Origin of the sequence: Geothermobacter hydrogeniphilus (genome assembly GCF_002898515.1) — a bacterium.
In the GTDB taxonomy this organism is placed as follows: domain Bacteria; phylum Desulfobacterota; class Desulfuromonadia; order Desulfuromonadales; family Geothermobacteraceae; genus Geothermobacter_A.
Genome location: NZ_PPFX01000027.1, coordinates 25894 through 45831 on the forward strand (window position 1 = coordinate 25894; position 19938 = coordinate 45831).

Annotated in this window: 16 protein-coding genes; 6 read left to right on the plus strand and 10 right to left on the minus strand. The window is 57.1% G+C overall.

Translation table 11 applies throughout. The features are described 5' to 3' along the window. Nucleotides 1-15: 15 nt before the first annotated feature. Both C2E25_RS11675 and C2E25_RS11680 read right to left on the minus strand, forming a co-directional pair. Nucleotides 16-789: a 4Fe-4S dicluster domain-containing protein gene (locus C2E25_RS11675; RefSeq protein WP_103115914.1), complete on the minus strand. Its 774-nt coding sequence runs from the start codon at nucleotides 787-789 to the stop codon at nucleotides 16-18. A 2-nt stretch (nucleotides 790-791) separates the two neighbouring features. Continuing rightward, on the minus strand, nucleotides 792-1262 hold the full coding sequence (locus tag C2E25_RS11680; protein WP_103115915.1) for a cytochrome c3 family protein: 471 nt from the start codon (nucleotides 1260-1262) through the stop codon (nucleotides 792-794). A gap of 359 nt (nucleotides 1263-1621) precedes the next feature. Here C2E25_RS11680 and C2E25_RS11685 point away from each other — a divergent pair, with 359 nt between their 5' ends. Then, the gene (locus tag C2E25_RS11685; RefSeq protein ID WP_103115916.1) at nucleotides 1622-3427 is read left to right on the plus strand and encodes a DUF2339 domain-containing protein; all 1806 of its coding nucleotides are present in this window, start codon (nucleotides 1622-1624) and stop codon (nucleotides 3425-3427) included. 209 nt (nucleotides 3428-3636) lie between these two features. On the opposite strand, the gene C2E25_RS11690 is transcribed toward C2E25_RS11685, so the two are convergent. From C2E25_RS11690 to C2E25_RS11720, 8 genes are all read right to left on the minus strand, one after another. After that, complete coding sequence (locus C2E25_RS11690) at nucleotides 3637-4797, minus strand: NapC/NirT family cytochrome c (protein ID WP_103115917.1); 1161 nt, start codon at nucleotides 4795-4797, stop codon at nucleotides 3637-3639. A gap of 274 nt (nucleotides 4798-5071) precedes the next feature. Further along, nucleotides 5072-5344, minus strand: coding sequence for an ATP synthase F0 subunit C (gene atpE, locus C2E25_RS11695; RefSeq protein WP_103115918.1), 273 nt, complete (start codon nucleotides 5342-5344; stop codon nucleotides 5072-5074). Nucleotides 5345-5411: 67 nt separating this feature from the next. Beyond that, complete coding sequence (gene atpB, locus C2E25_RS11700; RefSeq protein ID WP_103115919.1) at nucleotides 5412-6086, minus strand: F0F1 ATP synthase subunit A; 675 nt, start codon at nucleotides 6084-6086, stop codon at nucleotides 5412-5414. A gap of 20 nt (nucleotides 6087-6106) precedes the next feature. Beyond that, nucleotides 6107-6469 carry an ATP synthase subunit I gene (locus tag C2E25_RS11705; RefSeq protein ID WP_103115920.1) on the minus strand — a complete coding sequence of 121 codons (363 nt, stop codon included), beginning with the start codon at nucleotides 6467-6469 and terminating at the stop codon, nucleotides 6107-6109. Then, a complete protein-coding gene (locus C2E25_RS11710) occupies nucleotides 6459-6713 on the minus strand; it encodes an AtpZ/AtpI family protein (protein ID WP_103115921.1) in 255 nt (84 codons plus the stop codon). The genes C2E25_RS11705 and C2E25_RS11710 overlap by 11 nt, the downstream gene beginning before the upstream one ends. Nucleotides 6714-6863: 150 nt before the next feature. Next, the gene (hemL, locus tag C2E25_RS11715; protein ID WP_103115922.1) at nucleotides 6864-8147 is read right to left on the minus strand and encodes a glutamate-1-semialdehyde 2,1-aminomutase; all 1284 of its coding nucleotides are present in this window, start codon (nucleotides 8145-8147) and stop codon (nucleotides 6864-6866) included. A 109-nt stretch (nucleotides 8148-8256) separates the two neighbouring features. Beyond that, nucleotides 8257-8412 (minus strand): hypothetical protein, encoded by a 156-nt coding sequence (locus tag C2E25_RS17510; RefSeq protein WP_158247235.1) that lies wholly within the window; start codon nucleotides 8410-8412, stop codon nucleotides 8257-8259. A gap of 10 nt (nucleotides 8413-8422) precedes the next feature. Further along, the gene (locus tag C2E25_RS11720; RefSeq protein ID WP_158247236.1) at nucleotides 8423-10237 is read right to left on the minus strand and encodes a methyl-accepting chemotaxis protein; all 1815 of its coding nucleotides are present in this window, start codon (nucleotides 10235-10237) and stop codon (nucleotides 8423-8425) included. A 495-nt stretch (nucleotides 10238-10732) separates the two neighbouring features. Here C2E25_RS11720 and C2E25_RS11725 point away from each other — a divergent pair, with 495 nt between their 5' ends. From C2E25_RS11725 to C2E25_RS11745, 5 genes are all read left to right on the plus strand, one after another. Then, a complete protein-coding gene (locus tag C2E25_RS11725) occupies nucleotides 10733-12103 on the plus strand; it encodes an OmpP1/FadL family transporter (RefSeq protein WP_158247237.1) in 1371 nt (456 codons plus the stop codon). Between the two features lie 279 nt (nucleotides 12104-12382). Then, a complete protein-coding gene (locus tag C2E25_RS11730; RefSeq protein WP_103115925.1) occupies nucleotides 12383-14242 on the plus strand; it encodes an AMP-dependent synthetase/ligase in 1860 nt (619 codons plus the stop codon). Continuing rightward, a complete protein-coding gene (locus tag C2E25_RS11735; protein ID WP_103115926.1) occupies nucleotides 14239-16629 on the plus strand; it encodes a 3-hydroxyacyl-CoA dehydrogenase/enoyl-CoA hydratase family protein in 2391 nt (796 codons plus the stop codon). Before C2E25_RS11730 ends, C2E25_RS11735 begins: the two co-directional genes overlap by 4 nt. A gap of 150 nt (nucleotides 16630-16779) precedes the next feature. Then, nucleotides 16780-17952 (plus strand): thiolase family protein, encoded by a 1173-nt coding sequence (locus C2E25_RS11740; RefSeq protein WP_103115927.1) that lies wholly within the window; start codon nucleotides 16780-16782, stop codon nucleotides 17950-17952. Between the two features lie 188 nt (nucleotides 17953-18140). Then, nucleotides 18141-19919, plus strand: a complete 1779-nt coding sequence (locus tag C2E25_RS11745) for an acyl-CoA dehydrogenase family protein (RefSeq protein WP_103115939.1) — start codon at nucleotides 18141-18143, stop codon at nucleotides 19917-19919. Nucleotides 19920-19938 lie beyond the last annotated feature (19 nt).

A 19938-nucleotide genomic window follows, 5' to 3' on the forward strand; every position in this document is an offset into this window, starting at 1 on the left:
CTTGTTCAACCATGGCTAATGCACCTCCTTGTTCAAACCAATGTAATAGACATTCGGTTTGGTGCCGTATTCAGCGCGCAGAATACCGACCCGTTCATTGAGGACCGCCTTGGCCACCGGATCGTTGGGGTCGCGGAGGTTGCCGATTGTCCGGGCGCCGAATGGGCAGGCCTGGGCGCAGGCGGTGTTGCCGCCCTTGCTGATGCGGTGGTAGCAGAAGGTGCACTTGTCGGCGGTATGAACAACGGGATGGAAGAAGCGGACGCCGTAAGGGCAGCCCATGATGCAGTAGCCGCAGCCGATGCACCACTTGCGGTCGACCAGCACCACGCCGTCGGCGGTCTTGTAGGTGGCACCGACCGGGCAGACCTGGACGCAGGCCGGCAGGGTGCAGTGATTGCAGAGCTTGGGAACGAAAAAGGCCTGGGCGATATCCTTGTCGCGCAACAGCCTGGTGCCCGCTTCGCCCTGATCGACCAGCTTGCTGGTGAAGCCGTCGCGGGCGCCCTTGGGGCTGTCTTTGATGACCTCCCCGTTTTTCATCATCGCGTAGCGTTCGACCCAGGTACGGGTGACGTTGGCATCGTAGGGGATATCGTTTTCAAGTTTGCATGCTTTGACACACATGCCGCAGCCGACACATTTATGGGTGTCGACCAGGAAGCCCCAGCGCAACTCGGGTCGCGAAGCGAGGACCTCTTTGGGGTCAACCAGTTCCAGGGCCGAGAGGGAGACTGAGGCCCCGGCGACGAAAACCGCCGTGCTCTTGAGAAAATCGCGTCTCTTCATGGTTACATATCCTCCAGGCTCGGGTTGTGCGGGTTGTGACATTCGGCGCATTCCATGCCGGTGTTGTGAGTGCCGGGGTCGATGCCGGGAATGTCGCTGCGGCCGCTGGAGGGCATGTACAGTTTGCTGTGGCAGCGAATGCACAGTTCGCGGCTACGGTTGACGACCAGTTTTTCCGGGTCTTCCGGATGGTTCCGTGCGGGGCCGTGACAGTCTTCGCAGGGGATCATTTCATGCTGGGACGCCGAAATGCTGGCGACCTTGTCGTCATGGCACTCGTTGCAGTATTCCGTGCCCTTGTACTTGGCCGGAAAGTCCTTCCATTCCTGTTCATTGGAGAGGCGATGGAAGCCGAAGGTGTACCCTTGTTTCTGGATGCCAAAATCATCAGGCACATAGAAAAACCTGAACAGCAAGAGCAAGACCACAATACCGATGACCACGTAGAGTGGTCGCCAAACATGTCCTTTCACGTCACTACCCCCTGTCTAGAGTTGATAATAAAACATTGTTACCTTTAGCACCGTCAATTTTGGCTGTCAACTTTAAAATCGTGAAAACAATTTGTTATCTAAGGTGATTGCTGTATAATGGTGTTATGTTCAAGCTCTTTAATATGAAACATGGCTAACGCACGGGGGAGGGTATGTTGATAGAATAAAAAGGCGTTATAGATGCCGGAACGACTTTTCGATATCGAGTCCATGGTTCTATTTCTGTAAAGATTACCCGATGGATGGTTGGTTGCAATCCCGCCTGGTCGAAATCATGATCAACGGTTGACACCGTGCGCGGCCAAGGTCGGCCCGGGCGCTTTCTGAGGGAGGAAGGGATGATGGTTGAGCAGGATCTTGAAGCGCGCGTTGCGCATCTTGAACATCAACTGGAAGGGTTGCAGAAAAGACTTTCCCTTCTGGAAACGGGTCTCGACGGCGTGTCCGTGGATGTTCAGGATGAAGACTCGGGCAAGGCTGCGGTTTTGTCCGGGGGCGGTGGGCTGTCATCCTGGGCCGGCAAGGCCGCGCTGCTTCCCCGGGTGGCCACCGTTTGCTTCATCATGGTGCTGGCCCTGGCATTGCGTACGGCAACCGACAACCATTTGATCAACCAGCAGGTCGGGACCATTCTCGGCATGAGTTACGCCGCGATTCTGGTGCTTGTGGGCTGGTTTCTTTATCACCGCGAGGGGGATAACGCCCCGGTTTTTACCGGAGCCGGAGCCTTCCTGCTCTGTTCCATGGTGGTCGAAACCCAGGCTCATTTCAAAACCCTGACGCCGGTACCGGCGTATTTCATTCTGATGATGCTCGGAGCGACTCTGGGGGCGCAGAGTCAACGCTTTCAGAAACCCGGTCCGGTGATTATCGGCACTCTGGGGATGTGTCTGGCGGGTGCTGCCATTGATTATCCCACCCCGCTTTTCTCCTATCTGGCTCCATTGCTGTTGCTGGCCAATGTGCTGGCATTTAATGCGTCGCGTTTGAAAAACACCTCTTGGCTGCGCTGGTTTGTTTTTGGCATGACGGTATTGATCGCTCAGGTTTGGGCGATGCGCCTCGGCATGTACCTGTTTGCTGACCAGATTCCCCCCGAGCCCCTGGCCGAGAACTGGTTCTTTCCCCTGGTCGCGATTTACGGCATCGGTTTCATCTTCAGCTCCTTTTTCGGTGTCTGGCGTACCGGAGACGGCCCGATCGCCCTGTTTGACAACGTTGCTCCGACCCTGACCGTGGTCTGGGTGGTCTGGTCATCCCATTATGTGTTACAGCGGGGCGGTTCAAGCTTTTTCGGTCTCGGGGTTGCCGGTATTCTGGCGGCTCTGCTCTGCTATTTCCTCATCCATATGTTGGCGCAGCGTAAAATTGATCACACCCCGGGCGGGACCACTCTGAGCATGGCCGGCAGTTTGTTGCTGGTTCTTTGTCTGCCCTTGGCAACGCATAATCTGGTTGTCGCGGCGGCTGTTTATTCCGGGGTGGCCGTCTGGTTGGCCTGGATGAGTGAAAAATGGCGGAATTCCGGAGTTCGCTGGGTTTCCTATCTGCTGCAGATCGCTGCCGGGTTCGGCCTGGTGGTTGCCCTGAGAAATCATCCGGATGGGCAGAATCTGCTCATTACCCTGGCCGGAACCGGTTTGACGGCGATCGGTGGCATATATCATTACGTCTGGTCTCGTCGGTATCCGCCGTTACAGATCGGCCGGGTCTTCGGACATTTTGACACCTGCGACCGGAGTGCCGCCCTGGTGTTGCTTTCCGGCTTGTCGGCCGGATTCTTTCAAGCCAGGAGTTTGCTTTACTGGGGCCTGCACCAGATGTCCGGCAACCAGTTCGGAGCCTTCGTCTGTTTGCAGTCAGTTCTTATCAACAGCGCGATCGCGGTGTTGATGGTCCTGGCCTGGAAACGTAACAGTCGGGAGTTGAAGAATGTGGCGATTCTCGTCACCCTGGTGGCGGCGTTCAAGGTTTTTATGATCGATCTTTTCAGCACCAAGGGGATTCCTCTCCTTTTGAGTGTTCTCTCCTTCGGTATTGTCGCGTCGGTTGAGTCGGTTGTTCTGGCCCGATGGCAGAAGCTCGACGCTTTTGCCGGAGAGAGAGAAAAAACTGCCGAAAAAGGGGAAGAGGTGAAAGTTTGAATTCTGCTTCAATCCTTTTTCAGGCGGACGGAGCCCGCAGGGACCTGGTGCCGGGATTGATAGACGAGGGGAGACAGCGGGATCTTCAGTAAGCTTCGGCCGGTTGAAGATTTTATGGTTGTTGTGAGAGGTCTCCCGGCGGAGACAAAAAAGGCGTCGCATTTCTGCGACGCCTTTTTTGTCTGATATGGATGGAACCGCGGTTCCGGCTACCAGGTCTGATCGAGGTCGTTCAGCACGGTCTGGAAGTCCTTTTTAACCGAAGCCAGGATCGCCTGGGCATAGTCCCGGTTGTGAACGCCATTGGTACCGTCATTGCGAACCAGGCGGAAGTTGTAAAGGGCTTTTTCGTAGAGAGTCCAATAGGCCTTGGTGTCGCGTTTCTTTTTGTCGGCTTCTTTCAGCGCGTCTTCAACATTGATCCGCATTTCGCGCAGGTCGGCAATCTCGGCCTTGGTCTCGGAAGACCATTCGTTGAAAATTTCACCGTAGCTGTCATCGTGGCAGTTGTTGCAGGTCTCGCTGGTCGGTCGGTAGATACCTTTGGAAACGCCGGTGTGGCAGTCCTGGCAAACCACCCCGTTGCCCCACATCAGTCCCGGTTCTCCTGCCACGTCCTTGGCGCCGACACCCTTGTTCATGTCGAACTGGGCCTCATGGCAACGTTGGCATTCGGTCACCAGCGGCGCGCCGCTGCCTTCATTTTCCTTGTGGCAGGTAACGCACATATTCATGCGGTCGGTTTTGGTGGACGGATTGTGGACCAGGCCGAAGTGGCAGTCGCGGCATTTGAAGTCAAAGGCTTCAAGATGCATGGAGTGATCAAAATGGGTTCCGCCGACAAAGGTATCGGTGAGGATGTCAGGGAGGCCCTTGTGCTTTCTGAACTCGGGATTTTTAACGTCGTCCAGCAGGCGCATGCGAACGATTTTCATCAACTTGACCCGTTTCCGATAATCCTGGTTGCCCTTGTCCGAATGGCAGAAAAGGCACTGCTGATCGGGGACCAGATCTTTTTTCGGGTTCTCAAGGATTTCGAGCTTTTCTTCCTTGGAGATGGTCAGCTGCATGTAGGTGTCCTTAAGTCCACCCAGTTTTGCCTTGATGTACCCGACGACGCCGGGTCGACCATGGCAATCGAGGCAGGAAACGCCGGCTTCGCCATGTGCGGAATGCTCCCAGGAATCAACTTCGGCCAGCGGGCCGAAACCCTGCGCCGGATGACACATGTGGCAGAACTCGGGCTCAGAGGTCATATGCAGTATCTGGATGTTGACGAATCCGAAGGCGGCGATGAACAGCACACCCAGGAATGTGACAAGCAGGTAGTGACGTTTGCACCAGGCAAAAAGATTTTTCAGGCTGGCCATGGTATCAATCCTTTGTTGGGTGGAATCTATAAAGCAAGAGAGGATTCTCTGGGAGTCTGCTTTATTGGATACAGTATACAATTGTCAGAGCGCACAAAAGTTACCTGATTCTGGGGTTTGATGCAATAAAAAAATGATTGCCGAGCTGTCCGGGCTGATGTCAGGAAATTGCGCGCGGTTGTGCTTTCCGGCATCTGGGCCGAGAGGCGGGACGGCGCAAAAAAAGAGGGATGTGTCGCCACATCCCTCTTTCTCATTTTGTGTCTTTCCCGGTTTAGTGAGCGGCGCCGACCAGCTGCAGGACCTGCTCGGTGAACGGGTTGGCGAAGAGAATGATCATGGCGACGACGAAAACGTAGATAGCCAGGGATTCGATCATTGCCAGGCCGATCATCATGGTGGTCAGGATTTTACCGGAAGCGCCGGGATTGCGGGCAACGCCCTCAACGGCACTCTTGATAGCGAGTCCCTGACCGATACCGGTACCGAAAGAACCGAGACCCATGCCGATACCGGCGGCCAACATGCACCATGCGAAAAATTCCATTGTCTTACTCCTTCTAGTGAAAGGTTTGATTGTCCCTAGATCTGATTAGGGCCGGGTGAATTTAATATCAGTGTGCTTCCTCAAGCGCCCCGGCGATGTAGATCATCGCCAGCAGGGTGAAGACGAAGGTCTGAATGAAGGCGACCAGGACTCCCATCAGCATCATCGGTACCGGCAGCAGGAAGGGAACCAGGCTGAGGAAGATCATCAGCACGATTTCATGTCCGTACATGTTGCCGAAAAGACGCAGCGAGAGGCTCAACGGACGTGCCAGGTGGCCGACAATTTCGATAACGAAGATCAGCGGGGCAAGCCACCAGATCGGCCCCATGAAATGTTTCAGGTACTTGATCCCGTGTTCTTTGAGCCCGACCAGATGGGTCATGGCAAAGACCGTCAGCGCCAGGGCGGCGTTGGTGTTGAGATTGGCGGTCGGCGGGGCAAAGCCGGGAATCAGCGCGATCAGATTGCTGACCAGGATGAACAGGGCAAGGGTGGCTACCAGGGGGAAGTAAGCCTTGCCCTTGGAGCCCATGGTTTCTTCCGCAAGGTTGGAAATGCCCTCGACGACAACTTCCATCAGGTTCTGCAGACCACTCGGGACCTGCTTGATGGATCGGGAAGCCAGCAGGGCGAGGATGATCAGGATCAACATGACCAGCCAGGTATAGAGGACGTGTTCACCTACATGCAGGTGAAGCTCTTCTTTAAGCCAGCCGAAAATAAGAAAGGGATGAGTCATGGTACCGAGGGCTCCTCCGGTTATCTCAAACGTTGCAGGGTTGTGATCAAAATATTTATCAGCACGGTCAAAAGGCCGACCGCAAGTGCCAGGGGATGCAGTTCAAAACGTACCAGCAACAGGTAGACGGCGGCGCCGAGGGTTGCCAGGCGTATCATGTATCCGACCTGGAAGCCGCCAACCGAAGCCTGCTCCGGCCAGTCCAGCATGCGCCGCAGGGTACGGTGTCGCCAGTGGTGTCCGCAGATGGCAACCAGGCCTCCTGCCGCTACACCGAGACTGATCTTTGCCGACAGCCAGGGCAGACTGAACAGTACAAGTAGCCCGAGAATCACCCAGTTGCGCCGAGCCATGCGGCGCAGCAGATCCTCGTCAGGATTCATTGTTGTCCTGGTCGTCCTCCTGTTTCTGTCGGCGCAGTTCACGCTGAGTCAGGATGTAGACATTGCGAAAGCCGGCAATGATACCGATGCCGAGCCATGTCAGAGTCATCCATGGCGTCGTGTCAAGCCACTTGTCAAGGTAGTAACCGAGTGCCAGGCCGATCAAGCAGGCAGCAACCAGGGAAATGCCGACACTCGATAAAAAGCCCAGAGATCTAATAAGTTGGCGTCGGTCTTCGCCCATAGTAAATTGTATACAGCATACAATCTGCCGGAAAACCCGTATTTATTAGCATAGGGGTCGCAGGGGTGTCAATCGTTTTTGCGCCCTGGCGACAGGTGTTGAAACCGCTGTCTCCGGCAGTCGCAGGCTCCTTTATTCAAGAGGTGAGAATCAAAGTGCCGAAAATGCTTTTTCGGCTGCGGCGATGGTGGTGTCCAGGTCTTCCCGGCTATGCGCGGCGCTCATGAATCCGGCCTCGAATTGAGATGGTGCCAGGTTGATCCCGGCTTCAAGCATGGTACTGAAGAAAGCACTGAAGCGGCTGATGTCGCTTTCTGCCGCATCGGCGAAGGTAAATACCGGCCCCGGTTGGAAGTAGGTGCAGAACATGCCACCGACCCGCTGGAAGCAGGTTTGCACCCCGGTTTTTTCAGCCGCGGCGCGCAGCCCGGCTTCCAGGTAGGCGCTTTTTTCTTCGATCATGTCGTAAAATCCATCCTGCTGCAACAGCTTCAGGGTGGCGATACCGGCGCTCATGGCCAGCGGGTTCCCCGACAGGGTGCCGGCCTGGTAGACTCCGCCGTCTGGGGAAAGGTGATCCATGATCTCCTTTTTGCCTCCGAAGGCGCCGACCGGCAGGCCGCCACCGATGATTTTGCCGAGACAGCTCAGGTCTCCGCGGACGCCAAAGCGTTCCTGAGCGCCGCCGTAGGCGACCCGGAAACCGGTCATCACCTCATCAATGATGAGAATGATGCCTTCCCGGTCGCAGAGGCTCCGCAACCCCTCGAGAAAGCCCGGTGCGGGCGGAACACAGCCCATGTTGCCGGCAACGGCCTCGAGAATGATGCAGGCGATCTGATTTTGGTTGGCCGCGGCCAACTGCTCGACGTCGGCGAGGTCGTTGTAGGTGGCGGTCAGGGTGTGTTTGGCAAAATCGGCCGGCACTCCCGGTGAGGTCGGGACGCCGAAGGTTGCCGCGCCGGAGCCGGCTTTGACCAGCAGGGAGTCGGCATGGCCGTGATAGCAGCCGTCGAACTTGAGAATCTTGTCCCGGCCGGTATAGCCACGGGCCAGGCGGATCGCGCTCATGGTCGCTTCGGTGCCGGAAGAAACCATGCGCACCTTTTCCATGTTCGGGTAGGCGTCACGGACCATTTCGGCAAGGATGATTTCCTTTTCAGTCGGCGCGCCGAAAGAAGCGCCGGCAGCAGCGGCCTGCTGGATAGCTTCAACCACCTTGGGGTGACAGTGCCCGAGGATCATCGGGCCCCAGGAGCCGACATAGTCAATGTAGGCATTGCTGTCGGCGTCATAGATGCGTGATCCCGCTGCGCGGCTGATGAACAGGGGGTCGCGATCAACCGACTTGAAGGCCCGTACCGGGCTGTTGACGCCGCCGGGGATGACCTGCTTGGCACGATTGAAGAGAGCGGATGATGTCTGCTGTGTCATGACGAACCCTTTCCGGGGAGCGGTGGCTGAGAATTGAGATTGGCTGTTGCCGTGCGGCGTGAGCCGATGGGGTCTGCTTAGCACAGCCCTCCGGGGCTGTCAAGCAGACTCAATCGGCAGGTGCGCCGGTCTTCCGCGGTTGCCTGGAGAGGATCTTGCGTTGGTGCGCGGTCGCGTTTTCAAGTCGCTGAAAGAGCTCGCGCAAACGGTCGAGATGGTTGGTCAGCTGTTCGTTCTGCTGGCGCAGTTTTTCGGTGCTGTGCATAGAGAGAGGGTCAGTCCTGTCGGCGCATCTGCGCCAGTTGTTCGATCAGCAGCCGGCCTTCCTGCTCCCGGTCTCTCAGTGCGGCGAAGATCCTGCCGGCCATGGCGTTGATCCGCCCGGTCATGCGGCTGATCTGTCGGGTCCCCTGTTGCTGGCATTCGGCGGCGATGGTGACGTTTGCCGTCTGGGACTCGACCTCATCCATGGCGACAACGATTCGCCGGGTTCCGCGGGCCTGTTCCCGGATGGCGAGCAGGCACTGGCTGCTCAGGTCCTTCAATTCGGAGATGGTCTGGTTCAGGGCGAGGCTGCCGTCGGCCTGCTCGGAGGTGGCATGGCGGATTTTTTCGGCCATCTCGCCGGCCAGGGTGGCCTGATTCAGGATGCTGTCGAGACGTCCGCTGGTCTGTTCACCGAGACGAAGCTCCTCGTTGACGAGGGTACGGGTTTTGCGGAAGTCGTCGGTCATGGCCCGCGTTGCCCGGGTGATCTGGCCGACCAGGGTTTCGATTCCGGCAGCGGAAATGTTGGTTTCCCCGGCCAGAGCACGGATTTCGTCGGCGACGATCGCAAAGGGACGGCCATGATCGCCCGCCTGCGCGGCAATAATGGCGGCATTCAGTGCCAGCAGGGATGTGCGATCGTTGATGTCGTGAATGCTGGTGACCATCTGTTCGATTTTGTCACCCAGTTGCGTCAGTCGTGCGATGGTGATTTCACCGGCATCGAGAGCGCCGGAGATCTTGTGAAGTCCGGCGAGAGTTTTCTCGATTTCGGCAACACCGATGTTGGCTTCCTGTCGTACCGTTTCGCTCAGGTGTCGGGACTGGTCTGCGTGGCGATCGATCTCGCCGGAGGCGGCTGACATTTCGGCAGAAATGCCGGCGACCCGCTCCATGTGCTCGGCAAGCAGGGTCATGTTTTCCGAGAGCTGGGCGGCGGTGGTCGATATCTCCTGGGTGGCGGAACAGGTTTCGGTGACTCGCTCGCCGGTCGTCTGGGCTGCTGCCGTGACTTTGCCGGCAGTATTGGCGGCGTTGTCGGTTTCCTCATGCAGGGCCTGGTTGAGTTGCAAGTACTCATCACGGAAACGGGCCAGCTCGGAAAAGGTGTCCCGCAGGGCGCGGGCCAGCTGGTCACTTCGGTCGAGCAGTGTGAGGCGGTCGATCAGGGCTGAAACCTGGTTGGCGAATAATTGCACCGTTTCGAGATCTGCCTGGTCGAGGGCGATGCGTCGTTGCTTGTTGTCAACTCCGAACAGTGCCACCGGTTGTCCCCGGGAAATGATCGGACAGACGATAAAACTGCGCGAACGCAGTTGCGGCAACTCGGCCAGGGGCGCCCTCAGATGGAGCTCTGCGGGCAGGGCGACGATATCATCGACCAGCAACGCGCGGCGTTGGTCGGCACACTGCTTCAGGATCCCGGCCCGATGGTCGAAGGGGAGCGGGCGGTTGATGGCCTTGGTCGGACTGCCGTGGCTGGCGGCCAGTTCGGTTTCGGTTCCACACTCATTAAGCAGCAACAGGTTGACCCGGTCGAAGCCAAAGACTTTGTGCAGGTTCTCGGCGGCCAGTAGCATGACTTCGCGAGGGTCGAGAGACTGTCCCATGAGGTGTGTGCCGGCGTGGAAGCTATGGATGAGGTCGATTTGCTGCCTGCGCAGTTCGGCCAATTGTTGCCGGTGGTGCTGTTGCTGCTGCGCGAGTTCTTCCCTGAGTGTCTGCTGCCATTGCCCGAGGAGCTGTCTTCGCTGCCAGCCGAAGACAGCCAGGGTGCCGCAGATGGTCATCAGGGCCGGGCCGATGGCCGGCGCGGTTGTCATCAAGATCGCCCAAGTCAGGCCGGGCAGTGCCCCGGCGAGCAGAGGGAAGATGGCCGCAGGAGAAAAGAATGACGTTGGCCGGTGGGGGGGCCTCTCTTCCTCGATTTTCTGGAAGGGATGTATTCTTACGTGCTCGTCAATCATTAATAGGGGACCAGATCTGATATTTTTCTGCAACTCTATTTTTAAAAAACAATGTTTGCAAGTAAAAAATTGTTCAATCAAGCAGTGTGTGTATTGCCGAAGAAAACAGCAAAACGCATAAAAATAATGTATTTTAAGATTGTTTATCTATGGGATCGGTTTTGTCGAAGGGGTCCGAGGGGGTTTGTGCAATTTGGTAAAAATGGCGCTAAAGTATATTAATATAAATCTGTTTTATTTTATATTGACCTGAACGTAAAGGTCGTATATAAGCCTGATGAACAAGTTGAAATATGCGCGTCGGGAGGGGCCCGGCGGTTGGTGATGATTTATAGCAAAGGAGTTGGCAGGATGAAACAATTGTCAGTGGTTGGAGCGGCAGTTCTGTTGGTGCTCGGGGTGGCGGCATCTTCCTTCGGTGCCGGGTTTGCGGTTATTGAGCAGAGTGTGTCGGGCCTCGGTAATGCTTTCGCCGGTGCTGCGGCGTCGGCTGAAGACCCGACGACGATCTTTTACAATCCCGCGGGAATGACTCGTCTTAAAGGTCAGCAGGCGACAGCCGGTATGCATGTCATTTTTCCACAGAGCGATTTCAAGGATGACGGGTCCTCGGCCGTTTCGCCTCTGCTTGGCGGCGGCGCTCTGACCGGAGGTGATGGCGGTAACGGTGGTGAGGCGGTCGTGGTGCCAAATGCGTATTACAGCATTAATTTTGACAATGGTTGGGTGGCCGGTCTCGGCATCAACTCTCCCTATGGGCTGGTCACGGAATGGGGTGACGGCTGGCAGGGGCGTTATCACGCCCTGCGTTCCGATGTGTTGACGGTGAATATCAACCCTTCGGTTGCTTACAAGGTCAATGATCATTTCAGTGTCGGTGTCGGTGTCAGTGCCCAGTATGTCGATGCCGAATTGTCTCAGGCAATCGATTTCGGGTCCATTGCCTATGCCACGTCCGGCTTTAACTCGGCTTTGAGTGGGCTGCCGCAAAATCGGGACGGCAAGGTGACCCTGGAAGCCGATGACTGGGCTTACGGGTTCAATCTCGGTGCCCTGATCGAGGTGGATGAAAATACCCGCTTCGGGATCGCTTATCGTTCTGAGATCAGTTACACGGCGGAGGGTGATGCCGACTACGAGGTGCCGAACGTGATCAGTGGTGACCCTTTGCTTGACGGTGGAATTAAGGCCGCTTTCAGCGATGTGGCCGCCAAGGCGGATCTGGACCTGCCGGCAACCGCCTCGGCAAGTGTCTACCACCGTTTCAACGATCAGTGGGCGGTGATGGCCGATGCCACCTGGACGGAATGGAGCAGCTTTGACGAGTTGCGGGTGAAATTCGCCGATGGCCGCGCCGATGCCGTTACGACCGAGAACTGGAATGATTCCTGGCGCTATTCGGCCGGACTGACGTACAGCCCGAGCGAGGCACTCGACCTGCGCTTCGGCCTGGCTTACGATGAGACGCCGATTCCGGATGACTATCGGACGCCGAGGATTCCGGGCGACAACCGTATCTGGGTCGCGACCGGTCTCGGTTATGCCTGGACAAGTTTCAAGCTTGATGTCGGCTACGCCCACCTGTTTGTTGATAATGCCCGGAGCAATCGTCAGGCCGGAGTCGATCCTCTCAATGGAGAAGATTTCTTCAAGGGGACTTTGTCGGGCGAGTACGAGAGTTCTGTCGATATTGCCAGTGTGCAGTTGACTTACTTGTTCTGATCCAGTGTTCGATCGGTCGCCCGAATGTTGGGCGGCCGATCGGTCCTGCCGGAGACATGAAGAGCCGTGTCTTGGTATCGTTCTGACAGCGGCGTCCAGGGTTGCTGTGCCGGGGTGTTGCGGGGGACCGTCCTGACCGGCTAAATCTTTTGAATAATGGCATAAATTTTCATGTTCCGATTGCTTTGTCCGGTGTTCGGGATAATGTATCAAAAGGTGTTTTAAATTGTGCTTGACGTGAACGTAAAGGTAAGGTAGAAAGTAGCTATGGAGCCGATGATGAAGACTGAGCCGTTGAACCTGCCGTTTCCTTCCGTGCCCGCCATGTTGCGTGATTGCGGTGAGCGTTTTCGTGACCGTGATGCCCTCAGCTACAAAAAGGATGGGCAATGGAAATCGCTCAGTTACGGCCAGTTTTACCAGCGGGTGCTGATGGCGGCTCGTGGTCTCGGCAAGCTGGGAGTTGAGCCGGGCGAGAAGGTTGCAATCCTGTCGGAAAACAGGGCCGGCTGGATCATTGCCGATCTCGGTATTCTCTGTGCCCGGGCCGTGACCGTGCCGATCTATGCTACCAATACCGCGGCCCAGGTATCTTATGTGCTGCAACATTCCGGAGCGCGTATCGTCTTTGTCTCCAATCGCCTGCAGTACGATAAATTACTCGCGGTCCGTGATCAGCTGCCCGAGTTGGAAACGGTGATCGCTTTTGAACGCTTCATCGGCGACAAAAGTTTGCCGGTCTTCCATCTCTACCAGCTTTCCGAAATCTCTCATCCTATCAGTGTCGCCGAGCAACAGCAGATCGAGACGCAAATGGCGGAAATCGGGCCGGACGACCTGTTGACCCTGATCTACACTTCGGGAACGACCGGGGTTCCCAAGGGGGTCATGCTGACCCACGCCAACTTTCTGATCGATGCCCGGATCGGTCTCGATCGTCTCGGTGGCCGGAACAGCCGGGAGACATTTCTCAGTTTTCTTCCCCTGAGTCATGTTCTGGAGCGGACGGCCGGGTATTACGCCGCCCTGATGAGCGGCAGCCGGATCGCCTTTGCCGAGAGTGTCGACAAGGTGGTGGAGAATATTGTCGAGGTGCAGCCGACGGCGATGGTCAGTGTGCCGCGCCTGTTTGAAAAAATCTATTCGAGAATTTACGAAAATGTCCACCTGATGTCGCCGCCCAAGCGCAAGCTGTTTCACAAGGCGGTCGAGGTCGGTCGTCAGTATGTCTATCGTCGTTATATCGAGAGGAAACCGACCGGGTTGCTCGGCGCCAAATACCGTTTTTACGATCGTCTGATCTTTGCCAAGATTCGTCAGAAGTTCGGCGGTCAGCTGAAATTTTTTATCAGCGGTGGGGCACCGCTCGACAAAACCATCAACGAGTTTCTGTGGATTATCGGTATCCCGGCTTTCGAAGGATATGGCCTGACCGAGACCAGTCCGGCGATTACTCTCAGCAGTCTTGAGCAGAACCGCTTCGGTTCGGTCGGTCGGCCGTTGGAGCATACCGAGGTGAAGCTGGCCGAGGATGGTGAACTGCTGGTTCGGGGGCCGCAGGTGATGAGGGGCTACTACCGTAATGAAAAGGCGACCTCCGAGGCGATGGAAGACGGTTGGTTCAAAACCGGTGATATCGCCCGTATCGACGAGGATGGCTACGTCTATATCGTTGATCGCAAGAAGGAGATCATTGTCACCGCCGGCGGCAAGAATATCGCACCGCAACCGCTGGAAAACGAATTGAAGCTCGACAAGTACATTTCCCAGGCCTATGTCTACGGCGATCGCAAACCCTACCTGGTGGCACTGATCACCCCCAATCTGGAGCGTTTGATTGAGCTGGGCCACGAGAAAAATCTGGATTATTTCGACATTGAAGAATTGGTTGCCAACGAGAAGGTGCGGGCGGTTTTTGCCGAACGCATTGAGCAGTTCAACGGAAAGCTGCCGTCCTACGAGACGATCAAGAAATTCGTGCTTTTGCCGCGTGATTTTTCGGTGGAAGGGGGCGAGCTCACTCCGACCCTGAAGCTGAAGCGCAAAGTTATCTATGAAAAGTACCGTGAGCGGATCGAATCCCTCTACGATCAGAACGGGACGACCGCAAATCAGAACCACCAAGGAGAAACAGCATGAGGCAGATTAATCGGGTTGCCGTACTTGGCGCCGGTGTCATGGGGGCGACCATCGCCGCTCACCTGGCCAATGCCGGTCTGGAAGTCGAATTGCTCGACATCGTTCCACGTGAGCTGGAAGAAAACGAAAAGGCTGCGGGACTTACCCTGGCGGATGAAAAGGTTCGCAACCGGATTGCGACGGCAGGACTGAAGGGGCTGATGAAAATGAAGCCCGCGCCCTTCTATCTGAAAGACTACGCGGCCCAGATCCGGCCCGGTAACTTCGAGGATCACCTTGATCGTCTCAAGGAGTGTGACTGGGTGGTGGAGGTGGTCATCGAGCACCTGCCGATCAAACTGCAGCTGCTGGAAAAGATCACTCCCTTCATCAAGGAGAGTGCGGTTCTTTCCAGCAATACTTCAGGCTTGTCCATCAATGCCATGGCTGATGCCCTGCCTGAGACATTGCGGCGGCGATTCATTGTGACCCACTTTTTCAACCCGCCACGTTACATGCGCCTGTTGGAGGTTGTCGGTTGTCGGGATGCGGATCCGCAGGTTGTTTCCGAGATGGCAGAGTTTCTTTCCTGCCGGCTCGGCAAGGGGATTGTCCATGCCAAGGACACCCCCAATTTCATTGCCAACCGGATCGGGGTCTACGCCATCTACAAGGGCATCCAGCACATGATGGAGATGGACCTGGGGATTGAGGAGGTTGATGCGATTGCCGGTCCGGCCACCGCCCGACCCAAGTCGGCCGCCTTCCGGACCGCCGACCTGGTCGGCAACGACACCCTGGTGCATGTCGGCAACAATTCTTACGAGCTGCTGCCGGACGACGAAGAGCGCGAGGTGTTCAAGGTTCCCGAGTTCATGCAGCAGATGATCGAGAAGAACCTGCTCGGCAACAAGACCAGGGGCGGTTTCTACAAGAAGACCAAGGATGAGAACGGTAAGCGGGTGATTCTCGCCTACGACTGGCGGACCGGCGAGTACCAGCCGGCCAGGCGGCCGAAGTTTCCTTCGGTCGAGGCGGTCAAGCAGGTCGATGATCCGGCCCGGCGGCTGCGCGAGGTGGTGAATGGCAAGGACCAGGGTGCTGAGTACGCCTGGCGAACCCTGCGCGACACTCTGATTTACACTGTCAATCGTATCCCCGAGATTGCCGACGACGTGGTCAATATCGACAATGCCATGAAGTGGGGCTTCAACTGGGAGATCGGCCCCTTCGAGATGCTCGATGCCATCGGCGTGCCGGCCTTTGTCGCGCGGGCGAAGAAGGACGGGGTCGCAGTTCCCGAGTCCCTGGAAGGGATCGAGTGTTTCTACCGCTTCAACGAGCGCGGCGAGCGGGAATATTTCGATTTCGCCAGCCGCGGCTACCTGGTGCGCGAGATTCCCGCCGGCCAGGTCGATCTCGAGGTGATCCGCCGCAGCGGCGGCGTGGTGGAGAAGAACGCCGGTGCTTCCCTGCTCGATCTCGGCGACGGGGTCTTCTGCCTCGAGTTTCATTCGAAGATGAACAGCATCAGCGGCGACATCCTCTCCCTGACCCAGAAGGCGGTCAAGCGCGCCGAACGCGAGGGGGTGGCCCTGGTGGTCGGCAACGAGGGACCCAATTTCTCGGTCGGCGCCAACCTGATGCTGCTCGCCGTGGCTCTGGCCGAAGGCGCCTTCGAGGATATCGACCTGATGGTGCGCCAGTTCCAGAAGGCGACCATGGCCCTGAAATACGCCAAGGTGCCGACCGTGGTCGCGCCCTTCGGCATGACTCTGGGCGGCGGCGCCGAATACACTCTGCACGCCGCCGCGGTGGTGGCCCATGCCGAGACCTACATGGGCCTGGTCGAGATCGGGGTCGGGCTGATTCCGGCCGGCGGCGGCACCAAGGAGATGTGTCTGCGGGCGGTCGAACTGGCGACCCGCAACGGCACTGATGTCACCCCCTTCCTGTTCAAGCATTTCCAGCAGATCGGCATGGCCAAGGTCGCCATGGGGGCTATGGAACTGTTCGACATGAACTACCTGCGCCGCGGTGATTCGGTGACCATGGACAAGAGCCGGCAGATCGCCGATGCCAAGCAGAAGGCCCTGGCGCTGGCAGCCAATTATCGTCCGCCGCGTCCGGCCCAGAATATTCCGGCACCGGGGCGTTCGGTGGCGGCCAGTATCAAGAGCCAGCTCTGGAATATGCGCCTGGGCGGTTTCGTGACCGAGTACGAAGAACAACTCGGCGGCGTTATTGCCGATGTTATCTGCGGCGGAGATGTTCCGGCCGGTACGCCGATCAGCGAGGATTACCTGCTCAAGCTCGAGCGCGAGGCGTTCCTCAAGCTCTGTGGCCAGAAGAAGACCGCCGAACGGATTCAGCACATGCTGAAGAAGGGTAAGCCGCTGCGGAACTAGAGCGCCTTTAACGGAGAGGCGCAGAGATAAAAGAGGGCGCAGAGAACATCACAAAGCACGGGACACGATAAGGTTCATTGCAGACTCTCCGTCCTCTGCGTCTCTGCGTTAAAAACAGAACTAAAAAGTTTATCCTTTATGGAGGACAACATGAACACCGCATACATTCTGGCAGCGTACCGGACTCCCGGTTGTCGGGCGAAAAAGGGAAAATTCAAGGACATGCGCCCCGATGACCTTGCCGCCGAAGCGATTCGCGGTCTGGTTGAGCGGACCGGGGTTGACTCGGGAACGATTGATGACGTCATCCTCGGCTGTGCCTTCCCGGAAGGGGAGCAGGGGATGAATATGGCCAAGGTTGCCGCCAGCCGGGCCGGGTTGCCCTGTTCGGTACCTGGTATGACCATCAACCGCTTCTGCTCTTCAGGTCTGCAGAGTATTGCCATGGCGGCTGAGCGGATCATGGCCGGTTTCGCCGATTGCATTATCGCCGGTGGCGCCGAGTCGATGACCATGATTCCCATGGGGGGAGGCAAGTACAGCGCCAACCCCGGGCTGGTCGGTAGCTGGCCGGAATCCTATGCCAGCATGGGTATCACCGCCGAATTGGTGGCGGAAAAGTACGGGATCGACCGCGAGGACCAGGACCGGTTTGCCCTCGCCAGTCACCAAAAGGCGGCGGCTGCCATTGAGGCGGGACGTTTTACCGATGAGATTCTGCCGATCGAGGTCGAGCATGTTGCGATGGTTGACAACAAGCTGCAGAAACAGCTTGAGACGGTGGCCATCGATGATGGTGTCAGGGTTGATACCAGTCTCGAAGGGTTGGCGAAGCTGAAGCCCGCCTTCCGTCTCGGAGGTTCTGTGACCGCCGGCAATTCTTCGCAGATGACCGATGGTGCCGCCGCCACGCTGGTGGTCTCGGAAAAGTTCCTCAAGCAGCTCGGCAAGGATCCGGTTGCCCGTTTCGTTGCCTTTGCCGTCCGTGGAGTGGCGCCGGAACTGATGGGCATCGGTCCGGTTGAAGCGATTCCTGCCGCTGTGGAGATGGCGGGTCTGAAGCAGGGTGATATCGATCTGCTGGAACTGAACGAGGCCTTTGCGGCCCAGTCCCTGGCAGTATTGCGGGAACTGAAGCTCGATCCGGAGATCGTCAACGTCAATGGCGGTGCCATCGCCCTCGGTCATCCTCTCGGCTGTACCGGTGCCAAGCTGACCGCCACCCTGCTCAATGAACTCGGCCGTCGCGGCGGCAAGTACGGCATGGTTTCCATGTGTATCGGCGGCGGCATGGGCGGTGCTGGGATCTTCGAGAAGCTTTAAAAACTTTTGGGCCACCAAGGCTCCAAGGCGCCAAGGAAAAGCAAAACCAGAAACTATTTGGAGTTAACACCCAGCAGATTGAAGATTTTCTTGGTGTCCTTGGCGTCTTGAGTGAGCGAAGCGAACGGGCGGCTAAAGATTTTCTGATTTTATAAATCAACGAAGAAACAGGAGAAAAGAGGATGAAAATGGACCGCAAAATACTCAAGGGCGGTGAATACCTGATTACCGAGACCGGGTGTGAAGATGTTTTTACCCCGGAGGATTTTACCGACGAACAGCGCCAGATCGGCGAGACCACCGAGCAGTTCGTGGCCAATGAGATTGCCCCGCATATCGAGGAAATCGATGGCGGCAATTTTGACCTGGTGGTCGAGGGTATGGCCAAGGCCGGTGAACTCGGGCTGCTGATGATCGATGCTCCCGAGGAGTACGGCGGCCTGGAGCTTGACAAGGCAACCAGCATGCTGGTCGGCGAGAAGATTGCCCCTGCGGGATCATTCTCGGTTGCCTATGCCGCTCATACCGGTATCGGTACCCTGCCGCTGGTCTATTACGGTACTGCAGAGCAGAAAGAGAAATATCTCGAAAAGATCATTACCGGAGAATGGTGCGCCGCCTACTGCCTGACCGAGCCCGGTTCCGGTTCCGACGCTCTCGGCGCCCAGGCGACAGCGACCCTTTCCGAGGACGGCAAGCACTACATCCTCAACGGCACCAAGCAGTTTATCACCAACGGTGGTTTCGCCAAGCTCTACACGGTCTTTGCCAAGATTGACAAGGAGCATTTCACCGCCTTCCTGGTTGAGCGGGATTTTGAGGGTCTGGTGGTCGGCGCCGAGGAGAAGAAACTCGGCATCAAGGGCTCCTCGACTACCCAGATCATCCTCGACAATTGCAAGGTTCCGGTTGAGAACGTCCTTGGCGAGATCGGCAAAGGTCACAAGATTGCCTTTAACGTCCTCAATGTCGGGCGTTTCAAGTTGGGGGCCGGGGTGACCGGAGCCGCCAAGATGGCCCTGGTAGAGGCAATCCGCTATGCCAATGAACGCAAGCAGTTCGGTCAGCCGATCAGTTCCTTCGGCGCCATCCAGGAGAAGATCGCTGACCTGACCGCCGATATTTTCGCCTCTGAATCCCTGATTTACCGCCTGGCCGGCCTGCTTGACACCAAGCTGGCCACCCTCGACAAGTCGATCGACAACTATTACGAGGAATACCAGAAGGGGATTGAAGAGTACGCTCCCGAGTGTGCCATCGCCAAGGTCTTCTGTTCCGAAGTGCTGGCCCGGACCGTGGATGAGGTGGTGCAGATCCACGGCGGCTACGGATATGTTGCCGAGTACCCCGCCGAACGCTTCTACCGTGATGAGCGGATCAACCGGATTTTCGAGGGGACCAACGAGGTCAATCGGATGCTGATTCCGGGGATGATCCTGCGCAAGGCGATGAAAGGGGAGCTGCCGTTGCAGGCCGAGGCGATGAAGGCCTTCGAGTCGCTGATGACGCCGAGCTTCGAGGAGCTGGACGAGTCAGATCCCTTTGCCGCCGAGAAACAGCTGCTGGCCAATCTCAAGACCCTGTTCCTGATTCTTTCCGGCGCCGGGGTGCAGAAATACATGAATAAACTGGTCGACGAACAGGAAATCCTGATGGCGGCGGCCGACCTGGCGATTCAGATCTTCGCCATTGAAAGTGCCCTGTTGCGTGCCGAGAAAATTTCCCCCGCGGTGACCGAACGCAAACGTGAGCTGCTCAGGGCCGCAGTCAAGGTTTTCTGTTTTAATGCCGCCGAAATCGCCGGCAGCGCCGCGAAGCGGGGTGCTTATTATATCGAGGAAGGGGATACCCTGACCATGATCCTTTCCGGCGTGCGTCGCTTCAGCAAATATGACGCCAGCGGTTTGCTGCAGGCCAAACGGGCCCTTGCGGCAGCAGCAATCGAAGACGAGAAGTATCTGTTTTAAGCCGGCAGCCGATAAGGGG

What these genes read in the sequence shown, in the direction of transcription:
- C2E25_RS11685 (WP_103115916.1), top strand. Translation starts at nt 1,622, where the DNA reads ATGATGGTTGAGCAGGATCTTGAAGCGCGCGTTGCGCATCTTGAACAT.
- C2E25_RS11735 (WP_103115926.1), top strand. Translation starts at nt 14,239, where the DNA reads ATGAGGCAGATTAATCGGGTTGCCGTACTTGGCGCCGGTGTCATGGGG.
- C2E25_RS11720 (WP_158247236.1), bottom strand. Translation starts at nt 10,237, where the DNA reads ATGACAACCGCGCCGGCCATCGGCCCGGCCCTGATGACCATCTGCGGC.
- C2E25_RS11690 (WP_103115917.1), bottom strand. Translation starts at nt 4,797, where the DNA reads ATGGCCAGCCTGAAAAATCTTTTTGCCTGGTGCAAACGTCACTACCTG.
- atpB (WP_103115919.1), bottom strand. Translation starts at nt 6,086, where the DNA reads ATGACTCATCCCTTTCTTATTTTCGGCTGGCTTAAAGAAGAGCTTCAC.
- C2E25_RS11740 (WP_103115927.1), top strand. Translation starts at nt 16,780, where the DNA reads ATGAACACCGCATACATTCTGGCAGCGTACCGGACTCCCGGTTGTCGG.
- hemL (WP_103115922.1), bottom strand. Translation starts at nt 8,147, where the DNA reads ATGACACAGCAGACATCATCCGCTCTCTTCAATCGTGCCAAGCAGGTC.
- C2E25_RS11725 (WP_158247237.1), top strand. Translation starts at nt 10,733, where the DNA reads ATGAAACAATTGTCAGTGGTTGGAGCGGCAGTTCTGTTGGTGCTCGGG.
- C2E25_RS17510 (WP_158247235.1), bottom strand. Translation starts at nt 8,412, where the DNA reads ATGCACAGCACCGAAAAACTGCGCCAGCAGAACGAACAGCTGACCAAC.
- atpE (WP_103115918.1), bottom strand. Translation starts at nt 5,344, where the DNA reads ATGGAATTTTTCGCATGGTGCATGTTGGCCGCCGGTATCGGCATGGGT.
- C2E25_RS11730 (WP_103115925.1), top strand. Translation starts at nt 12,383, where the DNA reads ATGAAGACTGAGCCGTTGAACCTGCCGTTTCCTTCCGTGCCCGCCATG.
- C2E25_RS11675 (WP_103115914.1), bottom strand. Translation starts at nt 789, where the DNA reads ATGAAGAGACGCGATTTTCTCAAGAGCACGGCGGTTTTCGTCGCCGGG.
- C2E25_RS11745 (WP_103115939.1), top strand. Translation starts at nt 18,141, where the DNA reads ATGGACCGCAAAATACTCAAGGGCGGTGAATACCTGATTACCGAGACC.
- C2E25_RS11710 (WP_103115921.1), bottom strand. Translation starts at nt 6,713, where the DNA reads ATGGGCGAAGACCGACGCCAACTTATTAGATCTCTGGGCTTTTTATCG.
- C2E25_RS11705 (WP_103115920.1), bottom strand. Translation starts at nt 6,469, where the DNA reads ATGAATCCTGACGAGGATCTGCTGCGCCGCATGGCTCGGCGCAACTGG.